We start from the raw sequence: 24916 nt of genomic DNA, 5'->3' as shown, positions 1-24916 counted from the left end.
AAATAAGGCGTTCACGCCGCGTCCGGCGTGAACAAAGCACTCTTTTTCGCACAAACCAATATGTGCAAATTATTACTTTTTCCAGAAATCATCAAAAACGGTAATTGGCGGGCGGCGTTTATGCTCGGTTTTCAGATACCAGTTCTCTATTGTTCTGGCGACCTGTTCAGGTACGTTTTTCCCTTCCAGATAGTCGTCGATATTGTCATAGGTCACGCCGAGCGCCACTTCATCTGGCAGAGAAGGGCGGTCATCTTCCAGATCGGCCGTTGGCGCTTTCTGATAAAGATGTTCCGGGCAACCTAATGCCGCCAGTAACTGTTTACCCTGTCGTTTGTTGAGACGATACAGCGGATTAATGTCCGTACCGCCGTCACCATATTTAGTGAAGAATCCGGTAATGGCTTCTGCTGCATGATCGGTGCCCACTACGACACCGCTGGTCATACCCGCAATGCTATATTGTGCTTTCATCCGTTCACGCGCTTTTTCATTGCCACGGACAAAATCGCTCAGTTCAATGCCCGCTTCCCGCAATGCCTGCTCGCTGGCGAGTACCGCGCCCTTGATATTGACGGTCAATACGCGATCCGGTTGAATAAAGGCAATGGCATCCTGGCAATCTTGTTCGTCGGCCTGAATACCATAGGGCAGACGGACGGCAATAAATTGCAGCGATTTGTTGTCGGTTTCCTGGCGCAGCTCATTAATCGCCATCTGACATAGCTTACCAGCAAGCGTGGAGTCCTGACCGCCGCTGATCCCGAGCACCAGTGATTTAATGAACGGATAAGTTTGCAGGTAGCTTTTCAGAAAATCGACGCTACGACGAATTTCCTCTTCAACATTAATCTGCGGTTTTGCGCCCAGCGCCTTTATTATTTGTTGTTGCAATGTCATTGAACCCCTCCAGACAAAAAAGACAAAACTTCCTTAAAGCTAACCCGTTGCTACTGAAACGACAAGCGACAGCAGGTTGAATGGTGGTTAAAACGTCATACAGGAATCCTCTGAAAGCGGAGCCGTTTCGTTCACGGGCTTGAAAAAGCACCCAATGTATTCCAGGCTTATCTAACACGCTGATAAACAAGAGGACGGAATATGAACAAGAATATGGCAGGAATTCTGAGTGCAGCGGCGGTATTAACCATGCTGGCGGGTTGTACGGCTTATGATCGTACCAAAGACCAGTTTGTACAGCCTGTGGTGAAAGACGTCAAAAAAGGCATGAGCCGGGCGCAGGTTGCACAAATTGCGGGTAAACCTTCGTCTGAAGCGAGCATGATCCATGCTCGTGGTACTTGCCAGACCTACATCCTGGGTCAACGTGATGGTAAAGCTGAAACCTACTTTGTCGCGTTAGATGATACCGGACATGTCATCAACTCCGGTTATCAGACCTGTGCCGAATACGACACAGATCCACAGGCTGCGAAGTAATCACCTCGCCTGAAAGCTTGAGTCACAACGGAAACCGGCCATTGCGCCGGTTTTTTTTGCCTGTGTTCTTAATTATCTTCGCGAATTATTTGCCCGAAATGTGAAGAGGGTCATAACCGCAGGTCAAAGAGAAACAATTTACTAAATCAAAGAAATACTATTGCTCAGATCTATACCGTATACTCCTTTCAGCCATCAAAAAAAGTCATGTTGGTTTCGCAAGTTACCCAGAGCATGGAAGCAGGTTAAGGCTTGCGGAGTGTCTGGCTGACAGATAATCGTCGATGAGGGCAGTTTTATGGAAAAGAAACACATTTATCTGTTTTGTTCTGCGGGCATGTCTACCTCTTTACTGGTATCAAAAATGCGCGCACAGGCAGAAAAATATGAAGTCCCGGTCATTATTGAGGCATTTCCGGAAACACTGGCCGGTGAAAAAGGTCAGAATGCTGATGTCGTGTTATTAGGGCCGCAGATTGCTTATATGTTGCCCGAAATCCAGCGTTTGTTACCCAACAAACCGGTTGAAGTAATTGACTCTCTGCTTTATGGCAAAGTCGATGGTTTAGGCGTGCTTAAGGCTGCGGTTGCAGCGATTAAAAAAGCCGCAGCAAATTAATTTATTTTAAATTTTCCCGTCAAAGAGTTATTTCATAAATCAATACCGCAATATTTAATTTGCGGTTTTTAAGGGTATTTTTCTATGAGTAATGTTATTGCATCGCTTGAAAAGGTACTCCTCCCTTTTGCAGTTAAAATAGGAAAGCAGCCACACGTTAATGCAATCAAAAATGGCTTTATTCGCTTAATGCCGTTAACCCTTGCGGGGGCCATGTTTGTATTAATTAACAACGTTTTTCTAAGCTTTGGGGAGGGGTCGTTTTTTTATTCCTTAGGTATTCGCCTCGATGCCTCAACCATTGAAACACTTAATGGTCTGAAAGGTATTGGTGGCAACGTATATAACGGAACATTAGGGATAATGTCTTTAATGGCTCCATTCTTTATCGGTATGGCGCTGGCCGAAGAGCGTAAAGTCGATGCGCTGGCGGCAGGATTGTTATCCGTTGCGGCATTTATGACTGTCACCCCTTATAGCGTCGGTGAAGCTTATGCCGTCGGCGCAAACTGGTTAGGTGGCGCGAATATCATCTCCGGGATTATTATTGGCCTGGTGGTGGCAGAAATGTTTACCTTTGTTGTGCGGCGCAATTGGGTGATTAAATTACCGGATAGCGTACCGACATCGGTCTCGCGTTCCTTTTCTGCATTAATTCCCGGTTTTATTATCCTTTCCGTGATGGGGATTACTGCCTGGGCGCTGAATACCTGGGGGACTAACTTCCACCAGATTATTATGGATACCATCTCAACCCCACTGGCATCGTTGGGTAGCGTGGTGGGCTGGGCCTATGTGATCTTTGTTCCACTGCTCTGGTTCTTCGGTATTCATGGCGCGCTGGCGCTGACCGCACTGGACAACGGCATTATGACGCCGTGGGCGCTAGAAAACATCGCGACCTATCAGCAATATGGCTCCGTCGAAGCGGCGCTGGCAGCTGGTAAGACCTTCCATATCTGGGCCAAGCCGATGCTTGACTCCTTTATTTTCCTCGGTGGCAGCGGTGCGACTTTAGGCCTGATCCTGGCTATCTTTATCGCTTCTCGCCGCGCTGATTATCGTCAGGTGGCAAAACTGGCGCTACCGTCCGGCATCTTTCAGATTAACGAACCGATTCTGTTTGGTCTGCCGATTATCATGAACCCGGTGATGTTTATCCCGTTTGTACTGGTACAACCGATTCTGGCGGCAATCACTCTGGCGGCGTACTACATGGGCATTATTCCACCGGTGACCAATATTGCACCGTGGACCATGCCAACCGGTCTGGGCGCCTTCTTTAACACTAACGGTAGCGTTGCCGCATTGCTGGTTGCACTCTTCAACCTTGGTATCGCCACGCTCATTTATCTGCCCTTTGTTGTGGTTGCTAACAAAGCACAAAACGCGATTGATAAAGAAGAGAGCGAAGAAGATATCGCTAACGCCCTGAAATTTTAATCGATGCCGGTACGGGTAATCGTGCCGGTAAGAAGAGAGAGGAACGATGTATGATGGAGCTCGATAATATTCCTGATACGCAAACGGAAGCCGAAGAACTGGAAGAAGTGGTGATGGGGCTTATCATTAACTCCGGACAAGCGCGCAGCCTGGCGTATGCGGCACTGAAACAGGCGAAGCAGGGCGATTTTGCCGCAGCAAAAGCCATGATGGATCAGTCACGGATGGCGTTGAATGAAGCGCATCTGGTACAGACGAAACTGATTGAAGGTGATGCGGGCGAAGGTAAGATGAAAGTGAGCCTGGTGCTGGTCCATGCTCAGGATCATTTAATGACGTCCATGCTTGCGCGTGAACTGATTACCGAATTAATTGAGCTTCATGAAAAACTGAAGGCATAAGGAGTCGATGATGCAGCCAGTGATTAACGCGCCGGAAATTGCCACTGCCCGAGAACAGCAGTTGTTTAATGGCAAAAACTTCCATGTGTTTATCTACAACAAAACTGAGAGTATCAGCGGACTGCATCAGCACGACTATTATGAATTTACGCTGGTATTAACCGGGCGTTATTTCCAGGAGATTAACGGTAAGCGTGTGTTGCTGGAACGGGGCGATTTTGTTTTTATTCCGTTAAATTCGCACCATCAAAGTTTTTATGAGTTTGGTGCCACGCGCATATTGAACGTTGGGATCAGTAAACGCTTTTTTGAACAGCATTACCTGCCGTTGTTGCCTTATTGCTTTGTCGCTTCGCAGGTATACCGGACCAATAACGCTTTTCTCACCTATGTGGAAACAGTGATTTCTTCATTGAATTTCAGTGAAACAGGGCTGGAAGAGTTTGTCGAGATGGTGACTTTTTATGTCATTAACCGTTTACGTCATTACCGCGAAGAACAGGTGGTTGATGATGTACCGCGGTGGCTGAAAAATACGGTAGAAAAGATGCATGATAAAGAGCAGTTTAGTGAGTCGGCGCTGGAAAATATGGTGACGTTGTCGGCTAAATCACAGGAGTATTTGACGCGAGCGACTCAACGATATTATGGCAAAACGCCAATGCAGATTATTAATGAAATCCGTATTAATTTTGCAAAAAAACAACTTGAAATGACCAACTACTCCGTGACGGATATTGCGTTTGAGGCCGGTTATAGTAGCCCGAGCTTGTTTATTAAAACATTTAAGAAATTAACGTCCTTTACACCTAAGAGCTATCGTAAGAAGTTGACTGAGTTTAATCAGTAAATCGTCATACCTGACAATTCACATATCAGTCCTGTCGCCGGATTATTTCTGGCCTTGGAACCGGATATGCCAGATATCAGTATTCTGTACTGAAGGGAGAAATTATGAGCCAGAAATTAAAAGTCGTCACTATTGGTGGCGGGAGTAGCTATACCCCAGAATTGCTGGAAGGATTTATTAAGCGTTACCACGAATTGCCGGTCAGTGAATTATGGCTGGTGGATGTCGAAGGTGGTAAAGCGAAACTGGATATTATTTTTGAACTCTGCCAACGGATGATTGATAACGCTGGCGTCCCGATGAAGCTTTATAAAACACTGGATCGCCGCGAGGCATTGAAAGATGCTGATTTCGTTACTACCCAACTACGCGTTGGCCAATTGCCAGCACGCGAACTGGACGAACGTATTCCGCTAAGTCATGGTTATCTGGGGCAGGAAACCAACGGCGCGGGTGGACTGTTTAAAGGCTTACGTACCATTCCGGTGATTTTTGACATCGTAAAAGATGTCGAAGAACTTTGTCCGAATGCATGGGTGATTAACTTCACTAACCCGGCAGGAATGGTCACTGAAGCCGTCTATCGTCATAGCGGATTTAAACGCTTTATCGGCGTGTGTAATATTCCGATTGGCATGAAGATGTTTATTCGCGATGTTCTGACGCTGAAAGATAGCGATAATTTATCTATCGATCTGTTTGGCCTCAACCACATGGTGTTCATTAAGGATGTGCTGGTCAATGGCAAGTCACGCTTTGCCGAATTGCTTGATGGTGTGGCATCCGGGCAGTTAAAAGCATCTGGCGTAAAAAATATTTTCGATCTGCCATTTAGCGAAGGTTTAATTCGTTCTCTGAATCTGTTGCCGTGTTCTTATTTGCTTTACTACTTCAAACAAAAAGAGATGCTGGCTATTGAAATGGGCGAATACTACAAAGGCGGCGCCCGTGCGCAGGTAGTACATAAAGTCGAGAAACAACTTTTTGAGCTGTATAAAAACCCGGAGTTGAAAGTTAAGCCGAAAGAACTGGAACAGCGCGGTGGGGCTTATTACTCTGATGCTGCGTGCGAAGTGATTAACGCTATCTACAACGACAAGCAAGCAGAACTTTACGTTAATATCCCGCATCATGGGCATATTGATAATATTCCGGCAGACTGGGCGGTAGAAATGACCTGTACGCTGGGGCGCGATGGCGCGACGCCACATCCGCGCATTACGCATTTCGATGATAAAGTGATGGGGCTGATTCACACCATCAAAGGCTTCGAGATTGCTGCCAGCAACGCCGCACTTAGTGGAGAATTTAACGATGTCTTACTGGCGCTAAACCTTAGTCCGTTGGTGCATTCCGATCGCGATGCTGAGCTGCTGGCACGCGAGATGATTCTGGCGCACGAGAAATGGCTGCCAAATTTTGCCGACTGTATCGCAGAGCTTAAAAAAGCACATTAACCGAGGCTGATAATGGAACGCTTACTGATTGTTAATGCCGATGATTTTGGCTTAAGCAAAGGTCAGAACTACGGCATTATCGAGGCCTGTCGCAATGGGATTGTCACGTCGACGACGGCGCTGGTGAATGCGCAGGCTATCGAGCATGCGGTGCAGTTGAGTCGTGATGAACCGAGTATGGCCATAGGGATGCACTTTGTCCTTACTATGGGCAAGCCACTGACTGCTGTGCCGGGGTTAACCCGCGAAGGTGTGCTGGGAAAATGGATCTGGCAGTTGGCAGAAGAAGATGCTTTACCGCTGGAAGAAATTACTCAGGAGCTCGCCAGTCAGTATTTGCGTTTCATTGCGCTATTTGGACGCAAACCCACGCATCTTGATAGCCATCATCATGTGCATATGTTTCCGCAGATTTTCCCGATTGTGGCGAAGTTTGCGGCTGAAAAGGGGATTGCGTTGCGCATCGACCGCCAGCCGCTATCTAATGATGGTGTTTTACCGGCTAATCTACGCAGTTCGCAGGGATTCAGTAGCGCGTTTTATGGTGAAGAGATTAGCGAGTCACTGTTTCTGCAAGTACTTGATGATTCCAGCCATCGAGGGGAGCGCTCGCTGGAAGTCATGTGCCATCCGGCGTTTGTCGATAATACGATTCGTCAGAGTGCTTACTGTTTTCCACGGTTAACGGAGCTGGAAGTGCTGACATCAGCATCGTTGAAGTATGCCATCGCCGAGCGTGGTTATCGTTTGGGGAGTTATCTGGATGTGTAGGTAAGGCTGTTTTGCCGGATGCGGCGTAAACGCCTTATCCGGCAAGCACTATATTGAAATTTCAAAGTATTATGAATATCCGGTAGGCCTGATAAGCGCAGAGCATCAGGCAAAGGTGGCGCAGTTGCGCCACCTATATTTATGCCGGAATTTTGTCAATCTTAGGAATGCGTGACCACACGCGGTGTGCTGCCATCAGCGTTAACAGTTCATCCATAAAACTACCGTCGGCGCTGTCAGCTTCCACAATCCCTTCTTCACCCTGGTCAGCGACCTTGATTGTTGCTTTAAACTTGCGCGCGTCTCCTGCCAGCGCAATCGGTTTAAGGTGTTTGTAGGCTTCCATCAGGTAGTAGTTGGCATCGCCGTTGTCAGCGATATCCGCGATATTGCCGCAAGGGACAATGACCGCATCGACCGTCAGCGAAGGCGCTCCGGCAAAGGTAGCAGCTATTGGCAGCACCGTACCGTCATTTGCAGTCACTTCACCCATTCGGGAATAGAGCAGTTTGGCATGAACGCCTTTGGCCTTCAGCGCCTTGAGAATGGCCAGAAGGTCTGCCGATCTCACCTCATCATTAAGCAAAATCGCTACCACGCGACCTTTCACATCACCGTCAGGAATGGTGTACAGACTTAAGGATGGCGCCTTTTTCAGACCGTTGATGTCCGGAGGCGGGGTGATATTCAGCTGGTTGTCAGTCAATTCGATGCCGAGATTTTTCGCCACCGCCTGGGCCAGAGTGAGATCAATATGCGCCAGCTGGTCAATAACGCGCTCACGAATATACGGACGGACGACTTTGCTTAACTCAAAGCTGAAACCTTCGACAATATGGCGCTGCTCGAATGGCGTCTGACTTAGCCAGAACAGACGCGGATGGGAATAATATTCGCCAAAGGATGGACTGCGCTCGCGAACTTTATTGCCTTCCACGCGCTCCGGGTATGATTCAAAACCGCCGCGTTTCGGCCCCGGCGGCGTTTCGCGCGGCCAGTTATCGTTAATCGAGTTCGGTTCGTAATTCGCCGGGTTAGTGTCGATTCCCATACGATGCATGCCGTCACGCTGGAAATTATGGTAAGGGCAGGTCGGGCGGTTAATCGGGATCTCATGGAAATTCGGCCCACCAAGACGACTGATTTGTGTATCGGTATAAGAGAACAAACGCCCCTGCAACAGCGGGTCGTTGGTGAAATCCAGCCCCGGCACGATATGCCCGGGATGGAAAGCCACCTGTTCGTTTTCGGCAAAGAAATTATCCTGGTTGCGATTGAGCACCATTTTACCGACGCGCTGAACGGGCACCAGTTCTTCCGGGATAAGTTTGGTTGGATCGAGAAGGTCGAAGTCGAACTTGAATTCGTCTTCTTCGGGGATTAACTGGAGGCCCAGTTCGTATTCCGGAAAATCGCCTGCTTCAATGGCTTCCCACAATTCTCGGCGGTGGAAGTCCGGGTCACGCCCGGTAAGTTTCTGCGCTTCATCCCAGACCAGCGAGGCTTTACCCGCCAGGGGTTTCCAGTGGAAACGTACGAACGTTGCTTTACCTTCAGCATTAATCAGGCGAAAGGTGTGAATACCGAAGCCTTCCATGGTGCGATAACTGCGCGGGATCCCGCGATCCGACATCGCCCATATCACGTTGTGCAGAGTTTCAGGTTGCAGAGAAACATAATCCCAGAAGGTATCGTGGGCGCTTTGCCCTTGTGGAATTGCCCAGTGCGGTTCTGGTTTTACCGCATGAACAAAATCGGGGAATTTATGCGCATCCTGGATAAAGAAGATGGGCGTGTTATTGCCAACAAGGTCAAAAATACCCTCTTCGGTATAGAACTTGGTGGCAAAACCACGGATATCACGCACGGTATCTGCCGACCCTGCGCCACCCTGAACGGTAGAGAACCTGACAAATACTGGGGTGATTTTGTTCGGGTCTGAGAGGAAATCCGCTTTGGTGATATTGCTTAAGCTTTTATACGGCTGGAAATAACCGTGAGCGGCTGATCCGCGTGCATGAACAATACGTTCCGGGATGCGCTCATGGTCAAAGTGAGTGATTTTCTCGCGCAGAATAAAATCTTCCAGCAGCGTTGGGCCACGGCTACCGGCACGCAGAGAATTTTGATCGTCGGCGATGCGCACGCCCTGATTAGTGGTCAGCGCATAATTTTCACTGCCTTTGCGTACGTCTTCCAGAGAATTAAGTTTTTCATTACGCGTATCAGGGGCTTTCTGGCTCCCTGGGGCGGTAGGTTGTGCGCCGGGCGGTGTGGGTTCAGCCGCTGGACGATGAGATCCATCCTCAGGTGCCAGTGAGTCCATCCCCGGTTTCGCTTCGCTGGAATCGTGTAGTGGTGACTGGTGCTGATGTGGGGTCTTTTCGTTATGCTGCGACATTGAACTCGTCTCCTTAATTTTTTACTGAAAGGGCCGCTGTTTTGGTCAAAAAACCCTCTAACTATAGACCACCAGCCAGATCCCGCTTCGGAGACTATTCTGGAAACCGTGTTATGAAATACACGCAAAGCAGGACGTACAGGGGTTAAATCGGCTAAACTACAGTTTTTCTGATTTTTAATATGTGTTTAGTGAAGCCAGTAATGAAGAAACCGCTCCGTCAGCAAAACCGCCAAATTATTAGCTATGTCCCACGCACGGAACCCGCGCCGCCAGAACATGCGATAAAGATGGATACGTTTCGTGATGTCTGGATGCTGCGTGGCAAATATGTTGCGTTTGTACTGATGGGAGAGTCATTTCTGCTCTCACCGGCGTTTACTGTACCTGAATCTGCCCAGCGTTGGGCAAATCAGATCCGTCAGGAAGGGGAAGTGGCTGAGTAAGAATTACGTACCTCCCTGTGTTGCCGGGAGTTACATGACCTGTATCACGTCTCTACATTCATTTAAACTACATGTAACAAAAAGCTGCCTTTGACGATCTATTTAAATATGAGTCGGTATGCATCGCCGCGATAGAACATTTAAAAAGTAAGGCAACGGCCCCTATACAAAACGGACCGTTGCCAGCATAAGAATTAACGGTGTGCCAGTTCGGCGTCGTCTTCGCTATCCAGAATGGCTTTATCGGTTTGCTTCAGCCACTGGCTGGTCAGCGTACCTGCGGTCATAGAGCCACTGACGTTTAGCGCAGTACGACCCATGTCGATAAGCGGTTCAACTGAGATTAACAGTGCCACCAGCGTTACAGGCAGGCCCATTGCAGGTAGCACAATCAGTGCAGCGAAAGTTGCACCGCCACCGACACCGGCAACGCCTGCAGAACTAACGGTAACAATACCGACCAGCGTTGCAATCCACATCGGGTCCAGCGGGTTAATGCCCACCGTAGGCGCAACCATCACCGCCAGCATTGCCGGATACAAACCGGCACAGCCGTTCTGACCTATGGTCGCACCGAAAGAGGCGGCGAAACTGGCGATGGATTCAGGAACCCCCAGACGATGCGTTTGTGCTTCAACATTCAGTGGGATAGACGCGGCGCTGGAACGACTGGTAAAGGCAAACGTCAATACTGGCCATACCTTACGGAAGTACTTCAGCGGGCTCACGCCATTAATACCCAGCAGGATGCCATGCACTGCAAACATAATCAGAAGACCGAGGTAGGACGCGACAACGAAACTTCCCAGTTTGATGATGTCTTGCAGGTTAGAACCCGCAACCACTTTGGTCATCAGCGCCAGAACGCCGTAAGGGGTCAGTTGCATGACCAGGCGAACCAGTTTCATCACCCAGCTTTGCAGGGTATCGATAGCAGTTAAGACGCATTCTCCTTTCGGGGCATCATCTTTCAGCAATTTCAGCGCAGCTACGCCCAGGAATGCGGCAAAAATTACCACGCTGATAATTGACGTCGGATTGGCTCCGGTCAGATCGGCAAACGGGTTTTTCGGGATAAAAGACAAGATCAGCTGCGGAACGCTCAGGTCAGAGACTTTACCAACATAGTTACTTTCGATGGCGTTCAGGCGTGCAGTTTCTGCCCCTCCCTGAACCAGACCTTCAGCCGTCAAACCAAACAGGTTGGTGACCAGCACACCGACCAGCGCCGCAATCAGCGTGGTAAACAGCAGCGTACCGATGGTCAGAAAACTGATTTTGCCTAACTGAGATGCGTTATGCAGACGGGCAACCGCGCTCAGAATAGAGGCAAAGACTAACGGCATAACGATCATTTGCAGCAGTTGAACATAGCCGTTACCAACAATGTTAAACCACTGTACAGAATCTTTAAGTACCTGGCTGTCAGAACCATAAATGGTATGCAGGGCAAGGCCAAAAACCACACCCATTACCAGCCCCACCAGCACTTTTTTCGCCAGACTCCACTGTTTGTGGCGGGTCTGAGCCAGCGCCCACAGCAGTACAACGAACACCACGATGTTCGCAATTAATGGAAAGTTCATCCCCGTTCTCCTGATCTTATTATTTCTATTACTGTGTAGAAGTCATAGTGTTGGCGCAAGATTAACAGAACTGTGAGCTGGCTCTTATATTCAAATGGAATTGCTTATTCCAGAAAGGTGATTTTTGCCTTTTTAGTATTCAACCTGATGCTTAATAAGCCGATGAAACTGGATCTGCAAGGTATGGATCATTTGCGATGACCAACGAACAGCGCTGTTTTCGGGTAATGAATGAGGCATCCATACCGACCAGACAAATAATGCCATGCAGATAAAACGTTCCAGTTGGTTGCCCTTTTGGGGAACCAGGATCGGCAAGCGGAAACGCCAGCGGCATGGCCAGAGTAGGGGAACACCTGCGGGTGTCAGCATATCGGCAAGTATGTGGCTCAAATAACCCAGCACCATTCCTTGTAGCGCATCAGCTGGAATGAACCAGCTTTCAGGGACCTTAAGGTAAAAGGTTGCCAGTAACGCAAATACCGCCAGCAGACTGTGGGTAAAACCACGATGCCCAAAAGCGCGGGCGATCGGTTTTGATATCCACTTTAACCGCTGCCCAAGAAATGACTTTGGGTGATCGATGTCCGGTAACAAACACGTCAGGATTGCGGAAGGGACAATATGCCACCAGTCACCCTGTGCCAGCACGGGCGTCAGCTCGGCATTTTTGGCAAATACCGCACAAGCAATAGAAAAGAGAAGGTGACCTTCCGCCGTCATGATAAAACTCACTAAACTGTCGATACGTACAGTATAGGGTTTTTATACAGTGCACGGAAGTGGTGACGGTGTAACTCTTTATCTTAAATTGACGATTAATTCGCCAGTTGAGTGCGAATTCAGATAAATAGCCAGAGGCAGCGTGATCACTGCCCCTGATCATTAACCGAGGAGGTCTTTTGCGGTGAGTTCCGTCAGCGATGAAAGTTTGACGTTTGCTAACACAAAACGTGGATCACTTTGCGCTTCCGGTGCAGGAACGACGATGGAACGCATGCGGGCCGCTTTAGAGGCGATCATGCCATTTACTGAATCTTCCAGCGCCACGCAGGCCAGTGGGTCAACGCCCAGTTTTGCTGCGCAGTCGAGATATACTTGCGGATGCGGCTTGCTGTAAGGCAGTTTTTCAGCCGAGACGAGGGCATCGAAACTGTCACGTAAATCAAACATGGTCAACACTTTTTCCAGCATATGCAGCGGTGACGCGGAGGCCAGTCCCACCAATAAACCTTGTTCTTTGCATAACGCAACGGCTTCACGCACGCCTGGCAATAATGGACGTGTCTCTTCAACCAGTGAAATGGCACGAGCAATAACCCGTTCTACTACTTCCTGACGGCTTGGCCCATTCCAGGGTTGCCGGGCGTACCAAAGATCGACCACCATATCGATGCGTAAACCTAAGGTGTCCGGTAGCTCGTTACGACGGGAGATATCTACCCCCAGGCTTGCCATCACATCCAGTTCGGCCCGATCCCATAAAGGCTCTGAGTCGATAAGTAATCCATCCATATCAAAAATTGCAGCAAGAATCTGACTCGGGGTTGACATTACAACCTCTCCTTTAGAGCATTATGGGTAAGGTATTAAACCGTGCTTATGATTAAGCGCCTATCATATCGCCTTTAAAGAATGGGCGAAAACAGATATCTACAGGTAAACTAAGTGAAACGACGCGTCTTAATCAAGGAGAACTCATGACGTATCAACAAGCTGGACGCATTGCTGTCTTGAAAAGGATTTTGGGTTGGGTGGTTTTTATACCTGCATTGATCTCTACATTGATTTCTTTGCTGAAATTTATGAATACCCGGCAGGAAAACCAGGAAGGCATTAATGCGGTCATGCTCGACTTTACGCATGTCATGATCGATATGATGCAGGTGAATACGCCTTTTTTGAATCTGTTCTGGTATAACTCCCCGACGCCCAATTTTAATGGTGGCGTGAACGTTATGTTCTGGGTGATTTTTATCCTGATTTTTGTCGGACTGGCGTTGCAGGATTCCGGCGCCCGGATGAGTCGCCAGGCACGTTTCTTGCGGGAAGGTGTTGAAGATCAACTCATTCTGGAAAAAGCCAAAGGAGAAGAGGGGCTAACGCGTGAACAAATTGAGTCACGAATTGTTGTTCCGCACCATACTATTTTCCTGCAGTTTTTCTCGCTATATATCCTGCCGGTTATTTGTATTGCTGCGGGTTATGTATTCTTTTCTCTGCTTGGGTTTATTTAATCTAAAGGCCGCACTGGGCGGCCATTATCCTCAATCCATATCATGCGGCTAATAATCTATCCAGTGACTGCTGAGCAATAACCAAATGCTGACCGCCAAATAACCTTGCACGATTTAACAGCGTATAGAGTTGGTAAACGGGTTGACGTTCAAGGAAATCGGCAGGTAGCGGGGATACTGACTGATAGCCGTCATAGATTTGTGGCGGCTGTTCAGTATGCAGCGGTAGCATCGCCAGATCGCACTCTCGGTCACCCCAGTAACAGGCCGGGTCGAAAATGTACGGGCCATCCGGGCCCAGCGCACAGTTACCGGACCATAAATCGCCGTGTAACAGAGAAGGCTGCGGTTGATGCGAGGCCAGACGCTGCTGAATATGCTCGACGATGGCGTCGATATTGCCGAAAGCGATCCCTTTTTCTGCCGCCAGTTCCAGCTGCCAGCCAATCCGTTGTTCAGCAAAAAACGTTGACCAGCGACGTTGCCAGGTGTTGGGCTGTGGCGTTGTGGAGAGCGCGTTATCGAAATCGAGGCCAAATTGTGGTTGGTCGCTCCATTGGTGTAAACGCGCAATTTGCTGACCAAGAATAAATGCGCTATGCGCATCCAGCGGGCGAGGTGGGAGATAATCCATTACCAGAAAACTGTAGTCACGGTCAGCGCCAACCGCCCAAACCTTAGGTATGGTAACGGTTTTACTACGCGACAGTAACTCCAGTTGGTCGGCTTCGGCGGTAAAACCGGGAAGCAGTTCCCTCTCATCACATTTGACGAAAAAGTCACGTCCTGCATAGCGCAAATGCCATGCGGCATGGACTTCTCCGCCAGGCAGTTCATTACGCAGTTCGATTTCGCCTTCACCTAACTGCTCGCTCAAAAGACGACTGATTGCCTGCCACATGATGTCTCTCCCATGTTGTCTGCCAGATCATAAGGTTAGCGCAAGAATGCGGTGTAAAAACACGAGCTAACGCACACCACAGACTGATTATTGCCCAAAAACCATTTATTTTCTGTTGTTATTCCATTCCTCCCAGGTCGTGATGGTGATTTCAGGATCTTTGCCGGTTGCACTTTGGGCAAGCCCTGAAACCAGTTCTCTAATTTCTTCTTCACTTTGGGTACTGATAAGTCCAAAAGTGTTAGTTCCCAGCTCATGGATATTTCCGTCGTCATCCGTCATGGTGAGCAAAAAACCGTCGCGAGTCAGATAATTATTCAACTCGTTAATTTCAGTCAACGTATCCTCATGCAACATGACGGTTATGACATAACGGACAAGAGCGCCATTGGCCATAGTTAGCCCCTTTGTTATTACATGACTTTTGAGCATAGTCGGAGAAACGCGTTGCCGACGGGTTCGTGGTGATTCCCCCAATGCAGGGGGAATGTTTCTGTTAACGGGAAAGGTAAACGTAAATTTTTTGCGTATCGTCATGGGAGCACAGGCGTGTGCCCTGATTGAGTGTGGCGGCACTCCCCGCAGCTACGCCAAAACGGACCATCTCTTCAAGCGATGCATTTTCTGCCAGTTTCAGTGTCATCGCGCCGACCATGCTGTCGCCTGCACCAACAGTACTCTGGCTTTTCAGCGGTGGTGGCACGACCTGAATGCAGTTTTCACTATCAACGCCCAGCGCCCCTTGTGGACCCAGGGATACGACAACCCGTTTGGCCTTGCCGCTATTAACGATTTCCTGCGCGGCTTGGCGGACATCGTCTGGCTGGGTAAGTTCGCGATTCACCAGCGCACTGAGTTCTTTTTGGTTAGGCTTAACCAACTCGATGTTACCAATCGCCAGTGCTGCACTTAACGCTTCGCCAGAACTGTCGATGATGCAGCGGATCCCTTGTTTTTGCGCAGCGGAAATCAGTTGGGTTAATTTTTCCAGCTTCACACCTGGCGGCAAGCTTCCGCTTATGACCAGGATGGCCCCAGATTCAATTTCCAGAACTTGCTCTTCAAGCTGGCGAAACTCATCTTCACTTAGTGTTGCGCCTGGCATAACAAAACGATACTGCTCGCCGCTTGCTTCCACATGTACGTGCAAATTCTGCCGGGTCCAGTCTTTGGCTTCTACAGTAGCGACGGGGACATTTTCATCTGCCAACAGTGAAACCAGATGTTCGCCGGTCGCGCCACCCGCCGGGAAGATTGCTGTGGCACTGCCTCCAAGATGGGCAATGGCGCGGGCGACGTTGATGCCGCCGCCCCCGGGTTCGAATACCGGTGCGGTACAGCGCAGTTTTCCTTCGGGATAAATTTGTGGGGTAATTGTTGCGCTATCGAGAGAGGGCGCAAGTGTCAACGTATAGATACGTACCATCATTTCCTCCTATAGGCTGATTTCAGTCTGGCACCGAATCAGCGGAAAGTGAAGAAATTAACAATATGATTTATTGGCGCTTTATTTAAAATTTTGCAGATAAAGATATATAAATAAAAATCTGTTTTCGGTACATGCTTATTCAAAAAATGAAATAAGAATTCATTGCTAAGTTATTCGCGCCTTTTTATAATTCGTTACCTTTCCTGGGACGCTAATCCTTGATCCTTAAGAAAGTTTCCGGGGCCGCGATGGTCTCTTTTTTTGTTGTACGGACTCTTGATAAATGAAGCTTTTGAAGACAGTTCCTGCCATCGTTATGTTGGCGGGGGGCATGTTTGCGTCACTGAATGCAACTGCCGATGATTCCGTTTTTACTGTCATGGACGATCCTGCCAGCGCTAAAAAACCTTTCGAAGGTAATCTGAACGCAGGATATCTTGCACAATCAGGCAATACGAAAAGCTCCTCACTTACGGCTGACACTACCATGACCTGGTATGGACAAACCACCGCCTGGTCGCTGTGGGGGAATGCCAGTAATACCTCTTCTAATGATGAGCGTTCTTCAGAAAAATATGCGGCGGGCGTAGCCGTTTTAATTTAACTGATTATGATTATTTTTTTGGTCAGGCAAGTTGGCTGACAGACCGCTACAACGGCTATCGAGAGCGCGATGTGTTGACCGCAGGTTATGGTCGTCAGTTTTTGAATGGCCCGGTACACAGTTTCCGCTTTGAATTCGGCCCAGGGGTGCGTTACGACAAATATACCGACAATGCCAGTGAAACCCAGCCGCTGGGTTATGCATCCGGAGCTTATGCATGGCAGTTAACTGACAATGCTAAATTTACGCAGGGTGTTTCCGTCTTTGGCGCGGAGGATACAACGCTGAACTCCGAAAGCGCATTAAATGTTGCTATTAATGAACATTTTGGGCTGAAGGTGGCTTATAACGTCACATGGAACTCTGAACCTCCGGAGTCCGCACCGGAACATACCGATCGTCGGACAACCTTATCGCTGGGCTACAGCATGTAAAATTATCTGCCGGACCGTGTCATGCGGTCTGGCTGTACTCATTTGTCACTGCTCAACCCCAAATCATTGCCGCCCAACGTAGCAACAACATAGCGCCACAGATTGCCAGTAGCACCACCACCATTTTCCAGTGTTTTTTATCAAAGCGTTTAGTCGGCATGCCTGTGTCCTGCGTATCTCTTGTACGTGATATCGGAGTGTAACAAATGGGACAGGCATCAGGGGATTATTTGTTATAACCGTAGTTAGGATAGCGTTGAATACCTGGACAGTATTCCGGTATTTTATGAGTGAAATAAAGGTACTTATCAACTTAAATATCATATAAATACGTCTGTAGTTCATCTATAGCAGCGTAATATGTTTCTTCCGTTTTATAATAATTATGGTGAATAGCTGGTGTTGTCTAAGAGAATTTTTTTTGCAAAACGACAGAAGAAAATATCTAAAGCGAAGCCAAAATCCTTACATCATTGCGATATGACCACTTTGTTATTAATCTCATGATCGTTAAAATACCACCGCGCAAATAGCGCAACGAACTTTTCTGGATTCAGTTTACGCTGCTGTAAATCCACCCGCAGTAATCCCTTCAGACACTCAGCGATGTTGTCAGTTGTTCTTAACGCGTTTTGCAGGCGTACTCACCACAAACGAATTGCGAATCTAATCAATGTGAAACGGAAAGGTACAATCTCCCTTTTTTTAGTGTTAACATCGCTCAACCGGGTGGAAGGTGAGAGGTTAATGTCTTTCATTTGTGTACCTGATTGCGAACCAATTTAGCATTTGTTGGCTAGATGGTTTCGCAATGAACTGTTAATAAACAAATTTTTCTTTGTATGTGATCTTTCGTGTGGGTCACCACTGCAAATAAGGATATAAAATGCCTGTTATAACTCTTCCTGATGGCAGCCAACGCCATTATGACCACGCTGTAAGCCCCATGGATGTTGCGCTGGACATTGGTCCAGGTCTGGCGAAAGCCTGTATCGCAGGGCGCGTTAATGGCGAACTGGTTGATGCTTGCGATCTGATTGAAAACGACGCACAACTGTCGATCATTACCGCCAAAGACGAAGAAGGTCTGGAGATCATTCGTCACTCCTGTGCGCACCTGTTAGGGCACGCGATTAAGCAACTTTGGCCGCATACCAAAATGGCAATCGGCCCGGTTATTGACAACGGTTTCTATTACGACGTTGATCTTGACCGCACGTTAACCCAGGAAGATGTCGAAGCACTCGAGAAGCGGATGCATGAGCTTGCTGAGAAAAACTACGACGTCATTAAGAAGAAAGTCAACTGGCACGAAGCGCGTGAAACTTTCGCCAACCGTGGGGAGAGCTACAAAGTCTCCATTCTTGACGAAAACATCGCTCATGATGACAAGCCAGGTCTGTACTTCCATGAAGAATATGTCGATATGTGCCGTGGTCCGCACGTACCGAACATGCGTTTCTGCCATCATTTCAAATTGATGAAAACGGCAGGGGCTTACTGGCGCGGCGACAGCAACAACAAGATGTTGCAACGTATTTACGGTACAGCGTGGGCAGACAAAAAAGCGCTTAACGCTTATCTGCAGCGCCTGGAAGAAGCCGCGAAACGCGACCACCGTAAAATCGGTAAACAGCTCGACCTGTACCATATGCAGGAAGAAGCACCGGGTATGGTATTCTGGCACAACGATGGCTGGACCATCTTCCGTGAACTGGAAGTGTTTGTTCGTTCTAAACTGAAAGAGTACCAGTATCAGGAAGTTAAAGGTCCGTTCATGATGGACCGTGTCCTGTGGGAAAAAACCGGTCACTGGGACAACTACAAAGATGCAATGTTCACCACGTCTTCTGAGAACCGTGAATACTGCATTAAGCCAATGAACTGCCCGGGTCACGTACAGATTTTTAACCAGGGGCTGAAGTCTTATCGCGATCTGCCGCTGCGTATGGCCGAGTTTGGTAGCTGCCACCGTAACGAGCCGTCAGGTTCGCTGCATGGCCTGATGCGCGTGCGTGGTTTTACCCAGGATGATGCGCATATCTTCTGTACTGAAGAACAAATTCGCGATGAAGTTAACGGATGTATCCGTTTAGTCTATGATATGTACAGCACTTTTGGCTTCGAGAAGATCGTCGTCAAACTCTCCACTCGTCCTGAAAAACGTATTGGCAGCGACGAAATGTGGGACCGTGCTGAGGCGGACCTGGCGGTTGCACTGGAAGAAAACAACATCCCGTTTGAGTATCAACTGGGGGAAGGCGCTTTCTACGGTCCGAAAATTGAATTTACCCTGTATGACTGCCTCGATCGTGCATGGCAGTGCGGTACAGTACAGCTTGACTTCTCCTTGCCGTCTCGTCTGAGCGCCTCTTATGTGGGCGAAGACAACGAGCGTAAGATACCGGTAATGATTCACCGCGCAATTCTGGGGTCGATGGAACGTTTCATCGGTATCCTGACCGAAGAATTCGCTGGTTTCTTCCCGACCTGGCTTGCGCCGGTTCAGGTTGTTATCATGAATATTACCGATTCACAGTCTGAATACGTTAACGAATTGACGCAAAAACTATCAAATGCGGGCATTCGTGTTAAAGCAGACTTGAGAAATGAGAAGATTGGCTTTAAAATCCGCGAGCACACTTTACGTCGTGTCCCATATATGCTGGTCTGTGGTGATAAAGAGGTGGAATCTGGCAAAGTTGCCGTTCGTACCCGCCGTGGTAAAGACCTGGGAAGCATGGACGTAAATGAAGTGATCGAGAAGCTGCAACAAGAGATTCGCAGCCGCAGTCTTAAACAATTGGAGGAATAAGGTATTAAAGGCGGAAAACGAGTTCAAACGGCGCGCCCTAACCGTATCAATGGCGAAATTCGCGCCCAGGAAGTTCGCTTAACAGGTCTGGAAGGCGAGCAGCTTGGTATTGTGAGTCTGAGAGAAGCTCTGGAGAAAGCAGAAGAAGCCGGAGTAGACTTAGTCGAGATCAGCCCTAACGCCGAGCCGCCGGTTTGTCGTATAATGGATTACGGCAAATTCCTCTATGAAAAGAGCAAGTCTTCTAAGGAACAGAAGAAAAAGCAAAAAGTTATCCAGGTTAAGGAAATTAAATTCCGTCCTGGTACAGATGAAGGCGACTATCAGGTAAAACTCCGCAGCCTGATTCGCTTTCTCGAAGAGGGTGATAAAGCCAAGATCACACTGCGTTTCCGTGGTCGTGAGATGGCGCACCAGCAAATCGGTATGGAAGTGCTTAATCGCGTGAAAGACGATTTGCAAGAGCTGGCAGTGGTCGAATCCTTCCCAACGAAGATCGAAGGCCGCCAGATGATCATGGTGCTCGCTCCTAAGAAGAAACAGTAAGGCCATCAAGCAATCATTCCTGTGGGCTTCGGCTCACAGGGTGATTCGCCTTTGTTTCGTTTATCAACAATGCGAAGTGGAAGTTATTAAAATGCCAAAAATTAAGACCGTACGCGGTGCTGCTAAGCGCTTCAAAAAAACCGGTAAAGGTGGTTTTAAGCACAAGCACGCTAACCTGCGTCACATTCTGACCAAAAAAGCGACTAAACGTAAACGTCACCTGCGTCCGAAAGCCATGGTTTCCAAAGGCGATCTGGGCCTGGTAATCGCGTGCCTGCCGTACGCATAAGCCGTTAACGTTTTTCAACTTTTTAATTAGAATATAGATACAGGAGAGCACATATGGCTCGCGTAAAACGTGGTGTTATTGCACGCGCACGTCACAAGAAAATTTTGAAACAAGCTAAAGGCTACTACGGTGCGCGTTCTCGCGTATACCGCGTTGCCTTCCAGGCTGTTATCAAAGCTGGTCAGTATGCTTACCGTGACCGTCGTCAACGTAAGCGTCAGTTCCGTCAACTGTGGATTGCGCGTATCAACGCAGCAGCACGTCAGAACGGTATTTCTTACAGCAAATTCATCAATGGCCTGAAAAAAGCCTCTGTTGAAATTGACCGTAAGATCCTGGCTGATATCGCAGTATTCGACAAAGTAGCGTTCACCGCTCTGGTTGAAAAAGCGAAAGCAGCTCTGGCATAAGCCAGTTGAAAGAGGGAGCTAGTCTCCCTCTTTTCGTTTCAACGCTATCAAAACATTGACTTTTATCGCCGTAGCCCTTTCAATAAAGGTCTTTTAAAGAGTACCAAAAGGTAACGCAAGCAATGAATGCTGCTATTTTCCGCTTCTTTTTTTACTTTAGCACCTGACTCCAGGAGGCAAGCGCGTGAGAAGAGAAACGGAAAACAGCGCCTGAAAGCCTCCCAGTGGAGGCTTTTTTTGTATGCGCGTTTTGAAAAATAAAAAGCCTGTCTCATCAGGCGTAATTGTCGCAGCCAGTCTGGACACGGCCAGCGCGGAGAAACCGGGGCGTACTTAAGTACGTGAGGATTTCGAGCACTGCCCGGGACCAAAATGGCAAGTAAAATAGCCTGATGGGATAGGCTCTAAGTCCAACGAACCAGTGTCACCACTGACACAATGAGGAAAACCATGTCACATCTCGCAGAACTGGTTGCCAGTGCGAAGGCGGCCATTAGCCAGGCGTCAGATGTTGCCGCGTTAGATAATGTGCGCGTCGAATATTTGGGTAAAAAAGGGCACTTAACCCTTCAGATGACGACCCTGCGTGAACTGCCGCCAGAAGAGCGTCCGGCAGCGGGTGCGGTTATCAACGAAGCAAAAGAGCAAGTGCAGCAGGCGCTGAATGCGCGTAAGGCTGAACTGGAAAGCGCGGCGCTGAATGCGCGTCTGGCGGCGGAAACTATTGATATCTCCCTGCCTGGTCGTCGCATTGAAAACGGCGGTCTGCATCCGGTTACCCGTACCATCGACCGTATCGAAAGTTTCTTCGGTGAGCTTGGCTTTACCGTGGCAACCGGGCCGGAGATCGAAGACGATTATCATAACTTCGATGCTCTGAATATTCCTGGTCACCACCCGGCGCGCGCTGACCACGACACTTTCTGGTTTGACGCTACCCGCCTGCTACGTACTCAGACCTCTGGCGTACAGATCCGCACCATGAAAGCCCAGCAGCCACCGATTCGTATTATCGCGCCAGGCCGCGTTTATCGTAACGACTACGACCAGACTCACACGCCGATGTTCCATCAGATGGAAGGTCTGATTGTTGATACCAACATTAGCTTTACCAACCTGAAAGGCACGCTGCACGACTTCCTGCGTAATTTCTTTGAGGAAGATTTGCAGATCCGCTTCCGTCCTTCCTACTTCCCGTTCACTGAACCTTCTGCAGAAGTAGATGTCATGGGTAAAAACGGTAAATGGCTGGAAGTGCTGGGCTGCGGGATGGTGCATCCGAACGTGCTGCGTAATGTTGGCATCGATCCGGAAGTTTACTCTGGTTTTGCCTTCGGTATGGGGATGGAGCGCCTGACTATGTTGCGTTACGGCGTCACTGACCTGCGTTCATTCTTCGAAAACGATCTGCGTTTCCTCAAACAGTTTAAATAAGGCAGGAATAGATTATGAAATTCAGTGAACTGTGGTTACGCGAGTGGGTGAATCCGGCGATTGATAGCGATGCGCTGGCAAATCAAATTACCATGGCTGGCCTGGAAGTAGACGGTGTAGAACCGGTTGCCGGTAGCTTCCACGGCGTGGTTGTTGGTGAAGTGGTTGAGTGTGCGCAGCATCCGAACGCTGACAAACTGCGTGTAACAAAAGTCAATGTCGGCGGCGATCGCCTGCTGGACATCGTCTGCGGTGCGCCAAACTGCCGTCAGGGCCTGCGTGTGGCAGTTGCGACCATTGGTGCTGTACTGCCGGGCGATTTCAAAATTAAAGCAGCTAAACTGCGTGGTGAACCGTCAGAAGGGATGTTGTGTTCCTTCTCTGAACTGGGGATTTCAGACGATCACAGCGGCATTATCGAACTGCCTGCGGATGCGCCAATTGGCACCGACATTCGTGAATACCTGAAACTCGATGACAACACTATCGAAATCAGCGTAACGCCAAACCGTGCCGATTGCTTAGGTATCATTGGTGTTGCGCGTGACGTTGCCGTACTGAACCAGCTGCCGCTGGTTGAACCGGAAATCGTTCCGGTTGGTGCGACCATCAACGACACGCTGCCGATTGCAGTCGAAGCGCCGGAAGCCTGCCCACGTTATCTTGGCCGTGTGGTAAAAGGCATTAACGTTAAAGCGCCAACCCCGCTGTGGATGAAAGAAAAACTGCGTCGCTGCGGGATCCGTTCTATCGATGCGGTCGTTGACGTCACCAACTATGTGTTGCTCGAACTGGGCCAGCCGATGCACGCTTTCGATAAAGATCGCATTGAAGGCGGCATTGTGGTGCGAATGGCGAAAGAGGGTGAAACGCTGGTGCTGCTCGACGGTACTGAAGCGAAGCTGAATGCTGACACCCTGGTCATTGCCGACCACAACAAGGCGCTGGCGATGGGGGGGATCTTTGGTGGCGAACACTCTGGCGTGAATGATGAAACGCAAAACGTCCTGCTGGAATGCGCTTTCTTTAGCCCGCTGTCTATCACCGGTCGTGCTCGTCGTCATGGCCTGCATACTGATGCGTCTCACCGTTATGAGCGTGGCGTTGATCCGGCACTGCAGTACAAAGCGATGGAACGTGCGACCCGTCTGCTGATCGACATCTGCGGCGGTGAAGCGGGTCCGGTTATCGATATCACTAACGAAGCAACGCTGCCGAAGCGTGCAACCATCACTTTACGTCGTAGCAAACTGGATCGCCTGATCGGCCATCATATTGCCGATGAGCAGGTAACTGACATTCTGCGTCATCTCGGCTGCGAAGTGACCGAAGGCAAGGACGAGTGGCAGGCAGTTGCGCCGAGCTGGCGTTTCGACATGGAGATTGAGGAAGATCTGGTCGAAGAAGTGGCGCGTGTTTACGGTTATAACAACATCCCGGATGAGCCGGTACAGGCGAGCCTGATTATGGGTACTCACCGTGAGGCTGACCTGTCGCTCAAGCGCGTGAAAATGCTGCTCAACGACAAGGGCTATCAGGAAGTGATCACCTATAGCTTCGTTGATCCGAAAGTGCAGCAGATGATCCATCCAGGCGTTGAAGCTTTATTGCTGCCAAGCCCGATTTCCGTTGATATGTCGGCAATGCGTCTTTCTCTGTGGACCGGCCTGCTGGCAACCGTGGTGTACAACCAGAACCGTCAGCAAAACCGTGTGCGCATTTTTGAAAGTGGTCTGCGTTTCGTGCCAGATACCCAGGCTCCATTGGGCATTCGTCAGGATCTGATGTTAGCGGGTGTCATTTGCGGTAACCGTTATGAAGAGCACTGGAACCTGGCAAAAGAGACGGTTGATTTCTATGATTTGAAAGGCGATCTTGAATCCGTTCTCGACCTGACCGGTAAACTGGCTGATGTTGAATTCCGTGCAGAAGCGAATCCGGCACTGCATCCAGGGCAATCCGCAGCGATTTATCTGAAAGGTGAACGTATTGGTTTTGTTGGGGTTGTTCATCCTGAACTGGAACGTAAACTGGATCTTAACGGTCGCACTCTGGTGTTCGAACTGGAGTGGAACAAGCTCGCAGACCGCGTGGTGCCTCAGGCGCGCGAGATTTCTCGCTTCCCGGCGAACCGTCGTGATATCGCAGTAGTGGTCGCAGAAAACGTTCCCGCAGCGGATATTTTATCCGAATGTAAGAAAGTTGGCGTAAATCAGGTAGTTGGCGTAAACTTGTTTGACGTGTACCGCGGTAAGGGTGTTGCGGAGGGGTATAAGAGCCTCGCCATAAGCCTGATTCTGCAAGATACCAGCCGTACACTCGAAGAAGAGGAGATTGCCGCTACCGTCGCCAAATGTGTAGAGGCATTAAAAGAGCGATTCCAGGCATCATTGAGGGATTGAA

Annotated in this window: 25 protein-coding genes, 2 pseudogenes and 1 other annotated feature; of the genes and pseudogenes, 18 read left to right on the top strand and 9 right to left on the bottom strand. The window is 49.0% G+C overall.

Annotated elements, in window-relative coordinates; translation table 11 throughout:
• Positions 1-72: 72 nt before the first annotated feature.
• Positions 73-900 carry an ammonia-dependent NAD(+) synthetase gene (nadE, locus tag A7090_RS14470; protein WP_105274546.1) on the bottom strand — a complete coding sequence of 276 codons (828 nt, stop codon included), beginning with the start codon at positions 898-900 and terminating at the stop codon, positions 73-75.
• Between the two features lie 201 nt (positions 901-1101).
• Between nadE and osmE the strand changes: the two genes are divergently transcribed.
• The 7 genes from osmE (at position 1102) to chbG (ending at position 6981) form a co-directional block, all read left to right on the top strand.
• Positions 1102-1440, top strand: coding sequence for an osmotically-inducible lipoprotein OsmE (gene osmE, locus A7090_RS14465; protein WP_105274545.1), 339 nt, complete (start codon positions 1102-1104; stop codon positions 1438-1440).
• A 298-nt stretch (positions 1441-1738) separates the two neighbouring features.
• On the top strand, positions 1739-2059 hold the full coding sequence (chbB, locus tag A7090_RS14455; RefSeq protein WP_000412169.1) for a PTS N,N'-diacetylchitobiose transporter subunit IIB: 321 nt from the start codon (positions 1739-1741) through the stop codon (positions 2057-2059).
• A gap of 84 nt (positions 2060-2143) precedes the next feature.
• A complete protein-coding gene (gene chbC / locus A7090_RS14450; protein WP_105274543.1) occupies positions 2144-3502 on the top strand; it encodes a PTS N,N'-diacetylchitobiose transporter subunit IIC in 1359 nt (452 codons plus the stop codon).
• A gap of 50 nt (positions 3503-3552) precedes the next feature.
• Positions 3553-3903: a PTS N,N'-diacetylchitobiose transporter subunit IIA gene (chbA, locus tag A7090_RS14445; RefSeq protein ID WP_096941899.1), complete on the top strand. Its 351-nt coding sequence runs from the start codon at positions 3553-3555 to the stop codon at positions 3901-3903.
• Between the two features lie 7 nt (positions 3904-3910).
• Complete coding sequence (chbR, locus tag A7090_RS14440; protein WP_105274542.1) at positions 3911-4753, top strand: transcriptional regulator ChbR; 843 nt, start codon at positions 3911-3913, stop codon at positions 4751-4753.
• Positions 4754-4857: 104 nt separating this feature from the next.
• Positions 4858-6210 carry a 6-phospho-beta-glucosidase gene (gene celF, locus A7090_RS14435; RefSeq protein ID WP_105274541.1) on the top strand — a complete coding sequence of 451 codons (1353 nt, stop codon included), beginning with the start codon at positions 4858-4860 and terminating at the stop codon, positions 6208-6210.
• A gap of 12 nt (positions 6211-6222) precedes the next feature.
• Entirely contained in the window at positions 6223-6981 is a 759-nt protein-coding gene (gene chbG / locus A7090_RS14430; RefSeq protein WP_105274540.1) for a chitin disaccharide deacetylase, read from the top strand.
• 139 nt (positions 6982-7120) lie between these two features.
• On the opposite strand, the gene katE is transcribed toward chbG, so the two are convergent.
• Positions 7121-9382, bottom strand: coding sequence for a catalase HPII (gene katE, locus A7090_RS14425; protein WP_105274539.1), 2262 nt, complete (start codon positions 9380-9382; stop codon positions 7121-7123).
• 182 nt (positions 9383-9564) lie between these two features.
• On the opposite strand from katE, the gene cedA reads away from it, so the two are divergent.
• Positions 9565-9828, top strand: a complete 264-nt coding sequence (gene cedA / locus A7090_RS14420; protein ID WP_105274538.1) for a cell division activator CedA — start codon at positions 9565-9567, stop codon at positions 9826-9828.
• Positions 9829-9920: 92 nt separating this feature from the next.
• Positions 9921-10019: pseudogene (locus tag A7090_RS26610) on the top strand (protein YdjO); the annotation flags it as partial.
• A 3-nt stretch (positions 10020-10022) separates the two neighbouring features.
• Here the strand turns inward: A7090_RS26610 and tcyP are convergent.
• From tcyP to hxpB, 3 genes are all read right to left on the bottom strand, one after another.
• Positions 10023-11414, bottom strand: coding sequence for a cystine/sulfocysteine:cation symporter (gene tcyP / locus A7090_RS14415; RefSeq protein WP_105274537.1), 1392 nt, complete (start codon positions 11412-11414; stop codon positions 10023-10025).
• 132 nt (positions 11415-11546) lie between these two features.
• Positions 11547-12137, bottom strand: a complete 591-nt coding sequence (locus tag A7090_RS14410; protein ID WP_105274536.1) for a metal-dependent hydrolase — start codon at positions 12135-12137, stop codon at positions 11547-11549.
• 162 nt (positions 12138-12299) lie between these two features.
• Positions 12300-12968, bottom strand: coding sequence for a hexitol phosphatase HxpB (gene hxpB, locus A7090_RS14405; protein ID WP_105274535.1), 669 nt, complete (start codon positions 12966-12968; stop codon positions 12300-12302).
• Positions 12969-13114: 146 nt separating this feature from the next.
• On the opposite strand from hxpB, the gene A7090_RS14400 reads away from it, so the two are divergent.
• On the top strand, positions 13115-13651 hold the full coding sequence (locus A7090_RS14400; protein ID WP_105274534.1) for a YniB family protein: 537 nt from the start codon (positions 13115-13117) through the stop codon (positions 13649-13651).
• Positions 13652-13691: 40 nt separating this feature from the next.
• On the opposite strand, the gene A7090_RS14395 is transcribed toward A7090_RS14400, so the two are convergent.
• From A7090_RS14395 to pfkB, 3 genes are all read right to left on the bottom strand, one after another.
• Complete coding sequence (locus tag A7090_RS14395; RefSeq protein WP_105274533.1) at positions 13692-14552, bottom strand: fructosamine kinase family protein; 861 nt, start codon at positions 14550-14552, stop codon at positions 13692-13694.
• Between the two features lie 105 nt (positions 14553-14657).
• On the bottom strand, positions 14658-14948 hold the full coding sequence (gene ghoS, locus A7090_RS14390; RefSeq protein ID WP_105274532.1) for a type V toxin-antitoxin system endoribonuclease antitoxin GhoS: 291 nt from the start codon (positions 14946-14948) through the stop codon (positions 14658-14660).
• 100 nt (positions 14949-15048) lie between these two features.
• Complete coding sequence (pfkB, locus tag A7090_RS14385; protein ID WP_105274531.1) at positions 15049-15978, bottom strand: 6-phosphofructokinase II; 930 nt, start codon at positions 15976-15978, stop codon at positions 15049-15051.
• Between the two features lie 286 nt (positions 15979-16264).
• On the opposite strand from pfkB, the pseudogene A7090_RS14380 reads away from it, so the two are divergent.
• A pseudogene (locus tag A7090_RS14380) lies at positions 16265-17019 on the top strand (DUF481 domain-containing protein).
• 52 nt (positions 17020-17071) lie between these two features.
• Here the strand turns inward: A7090_RS14380 and yniD are convergent.
• Positions 17072-17179, bottom strand: a complete 108-nt coding sequence (yniD, locus tag A7090_RS14375; protein ID WP_001142445.1) for a small membrane protein YniD — start codon at positions 17177-17179, stop codon at positions 17072-17074.
• A 726-nt stretch (positions 17180-17905) separates the two neighbouring features.
• Between yniD and thrS the strand changes: the two genes are divergently transcribed.
• From thrS to pheT, 7 genes are all read left to right on the top strand, one after another.
• Positions 17906-19834 (top strand): threonine--tRNA ligase, encoded by a 1929-nt coding sequence (gene thrS, locus A7090_RS14370; RefSeq protein WP_105274530.1) that lies wholly within the window; start codon positions 17906-17908, stop codon positions 19832-19834.
• A gap of 3 nt (positions 19835-19837) precedes the next feature.
• Positions 19838-20380 carry a translation initiation factor IF-3 gene (infC, locus tag A7090_RS14365; RefSeq protein ID WP_001700733.1) on the top strand — a complete coding sequence of 181 codons (543 nt, stop codon included), beginning with the start codon at positions 19838-19840 and terminating at the stop codon, positions 20378-20380.
• 91 nt (positions 20381-20471) lie between these two features.
• A complete protein-coding gene (rpmI, locus tag A7090_RS14360; RefSeq protein WP_001124225.1) occupies positions 20472-20669 on the top strand; it encodes a 50S ribosomal protein L35 in 198 nt (65 codons plus the stop codon).
• 53 nt (positions 20670-20722) lie between these two features.
• Positions 20723-21079 carry a 50S ribosomal protein L20 gene (rplT, locus tag A7090_RS14355; RefSeq protein WP_000124850.1) on the top strand — a complete coding sequence of 119 codons (357 nt, stop codon included), beginning with the start codon at positions 20723-20725 and terminating at the stop codon, positions 21077-21079.
• Between the two features lie 116 nt (positions 21080-21195).
• Positions 21196-21320 (top strand) — a sequence feature (Phe leader region).
• Positions 21202-21246 (top strand): pheST operon leader peptide PheM, encoded by a 45-nt coding sequence (pheM, locus tag A7090_RS14350; RefSeq protein ID WP_001386830.1) that lies wholly within the window; start codon positions 21202-21204, stop codon positions 21244-21246. Its footprint overlaps the feature before it by 45 nt.
• 209 nt (positions 21321-21529) lie before the next feature.
• Complete coding sequence (pheS, locus tag A7090_RS14345; RefSeq protein WP_046081448.1) at positions 21530-22513, top strand: phenylalanine--tRNA ligase subunit alpha; 984 nt, start codon at positions 21530-21532, stop codon at positions 22511-22513.
• Between the two features lie 14 nt (positions 22514-22527).
• Positions 22528-24915, top strand: a complete 2388-nt coding sequence (gene pheT / locus A7090_RS14340) for a phenylalanine--tRNA ligase subunit beta (RefSeq protein ID WP_105274529.1) — start codon at positions 22528-22530, stop codon at positions 24913-24915.
• Position 24916 lies beyond the last annotated feature (1 nt).

Source organism: Escherichia sp. MOD1-EC7003, assembly GCF_002965065.1.
In the GTDB taxonomy this organism is placed as follows: Bacteria; Pseudomonadota; Gammaproteobacteria; order Enterobacterales; family Enterobacteriaceae; genus Escherichia.
The sequence above is the reverse complement of the archived record's forward strand: the minus strand, read 5'-3'. Positions and strand labels throughout refer to the sequence as shown.

Bases quoted from the DNA above. Each gene is read 5' to 3' on its own strand.
- pfkB (WP_105274531.1), bottom strand. From the start codon at position 15,978: ATGGTACGTATCTATACGTTGACACTTGCGCCCTCTCTCGATAGCGCA.
- chbC (WP_105274543.1), top strand. From the start codon at position 2,144: ATGAGTAATGTTATTGCATCGCTTGAAAAGGTACTCCTCCCTTTTGCA.
- A7090_RS14410 (WP_105274536.1), bottom strand. From the start codon at position 12,137: ATGACGGCGGAAGGTCACCTTCTCTTTTCTATTGCTTGTGCGGTATTT.
- A7090_RS14400 (WP_105274534.1), top strand. From the start codon at position 13,115: ATGACGTATCAACAAGCTGGACGCATTGCTGTCTTGAAAAGGATTTTG.
- hxpB (WP_105274535.1), bottom strand. From the start codon at position 12,968: ATGTCAACCCCGAGTCAGATTCTTGCTGCAATTTTTGATATGGATGGA.
- celF (WP_105274541.1), top strand. From the start codon at position 4,858: ATGAGCCAGAAATTAAAAGTCGTCACTATTGGTGGCGGGAGTAGCTAT.
- katE (WP_105274539.1), bottom strand. From the start codon at position 9,382: ATGTCGCAGCATAACGAAAAGACCCCACATCAGCACCAGTCACCACTA.
- yniD (WP_001142445.1), bottom strand. From the start codon at position 17,179: ATGCCGACTAAACGCTTTGATAAAAAACACTGGAAAATGGTGGTGGTG.
- rplT (WP_000124850.1), top strand. From the start codon at position 20,723: ATGGCTCGCGTAAAACGTGGTGTTATTGCACGCGCACGTCACAAGAAA.
- cedA (WP_105274538.1), top strand. From the start codon at position 9,565: ATGTGTTTAGTGAAGCCAGTAATGAAGAAACCGCTCCGTCAGCAAAAC.
- chbR (WP_105274542.1), top strand. From the start codon at position 3,911: ATGATGCAGCCAGTGATTAACGCGCCGGAAATTGCCACTGCCCGAGAA.
- chbB (WP_000412169.1), top strand. From the start codon at position 1,739: ATGGAAAAGAAACACATTTATCTGTTTTGTTCTGCGGGCATGTCTACC.
- thrS (WP_105274530.1), top strand. From the start codon at position 17,906: ATGCCTGTTATAACTCTTCCTGATGGCAGCCAACGCCATTATGACCAC.
- tcyP (WP_105274537.1), bottom strand. From the start codon at position 11,414: ATGAACTTTCCATTAATTGCGAACATCGTGGTGTTCGTTGTACTGCTG.
- chbA (WP_096941899.1), top strand. From the start codon at position 3,553: ATGATGGAGCTCGATAATATTCCTGATACGCAAACGGAAGCCGAAGAA.
- ghoS (WP_105274532.1), bottom strand. From the start codon at position 14,948: ATGGCCAATGGCGCTCTTGTCCGTTATGTCATAACCGTCATGTTGCAT.
- nadE (WP_105274546.1), bottom strand. From the start codon at position 900: ATGACATTGCAACAACAAATAATAAAGGCGCTGGGCGCAAAACCGCAG.
- pheS (WP_046081448.1), top strand. From the start codon at position 21,530: ATGTCACATCTCGCAGAACTGGTTGCCAGTGCGAAGGCGGCCATTAGC.
- pheT (WP_105274529.1), top strand. From the start codon at position 22,528: ATGAAATTCAGTGAACTGTGGTTACGCGAGTGGGTGAATCCGGCGATT.
- rpmI (WP_001124225.1), top strand. From the start codon at position 20,472: ATGCCAAAAATTAAGACCGTACGCGGTGCTGCTAAGCGCTTCAAAAAA.
- osmE (WP_105274545.1), top strand. From the start codon at position 1,102: ATGAACAAGAATATGGCAGGAATTCTGAGTGCAGCGGCGGTATTAACC.
- A7090_RS14395 (WP_105274533.1), bottom strand. From the start codon at position 14,552: ATGTGGCAGGCAATCAGTCGTCTTTTGAGCGAGCAGTTAGGTGAAGGC.
- chbG (WP_105274540.1), top strand. From the start codon at position 6,223: ATGGAACGCTTACTGATTGTTAATGCCGATGATTTTGGCTTAAGCAAA.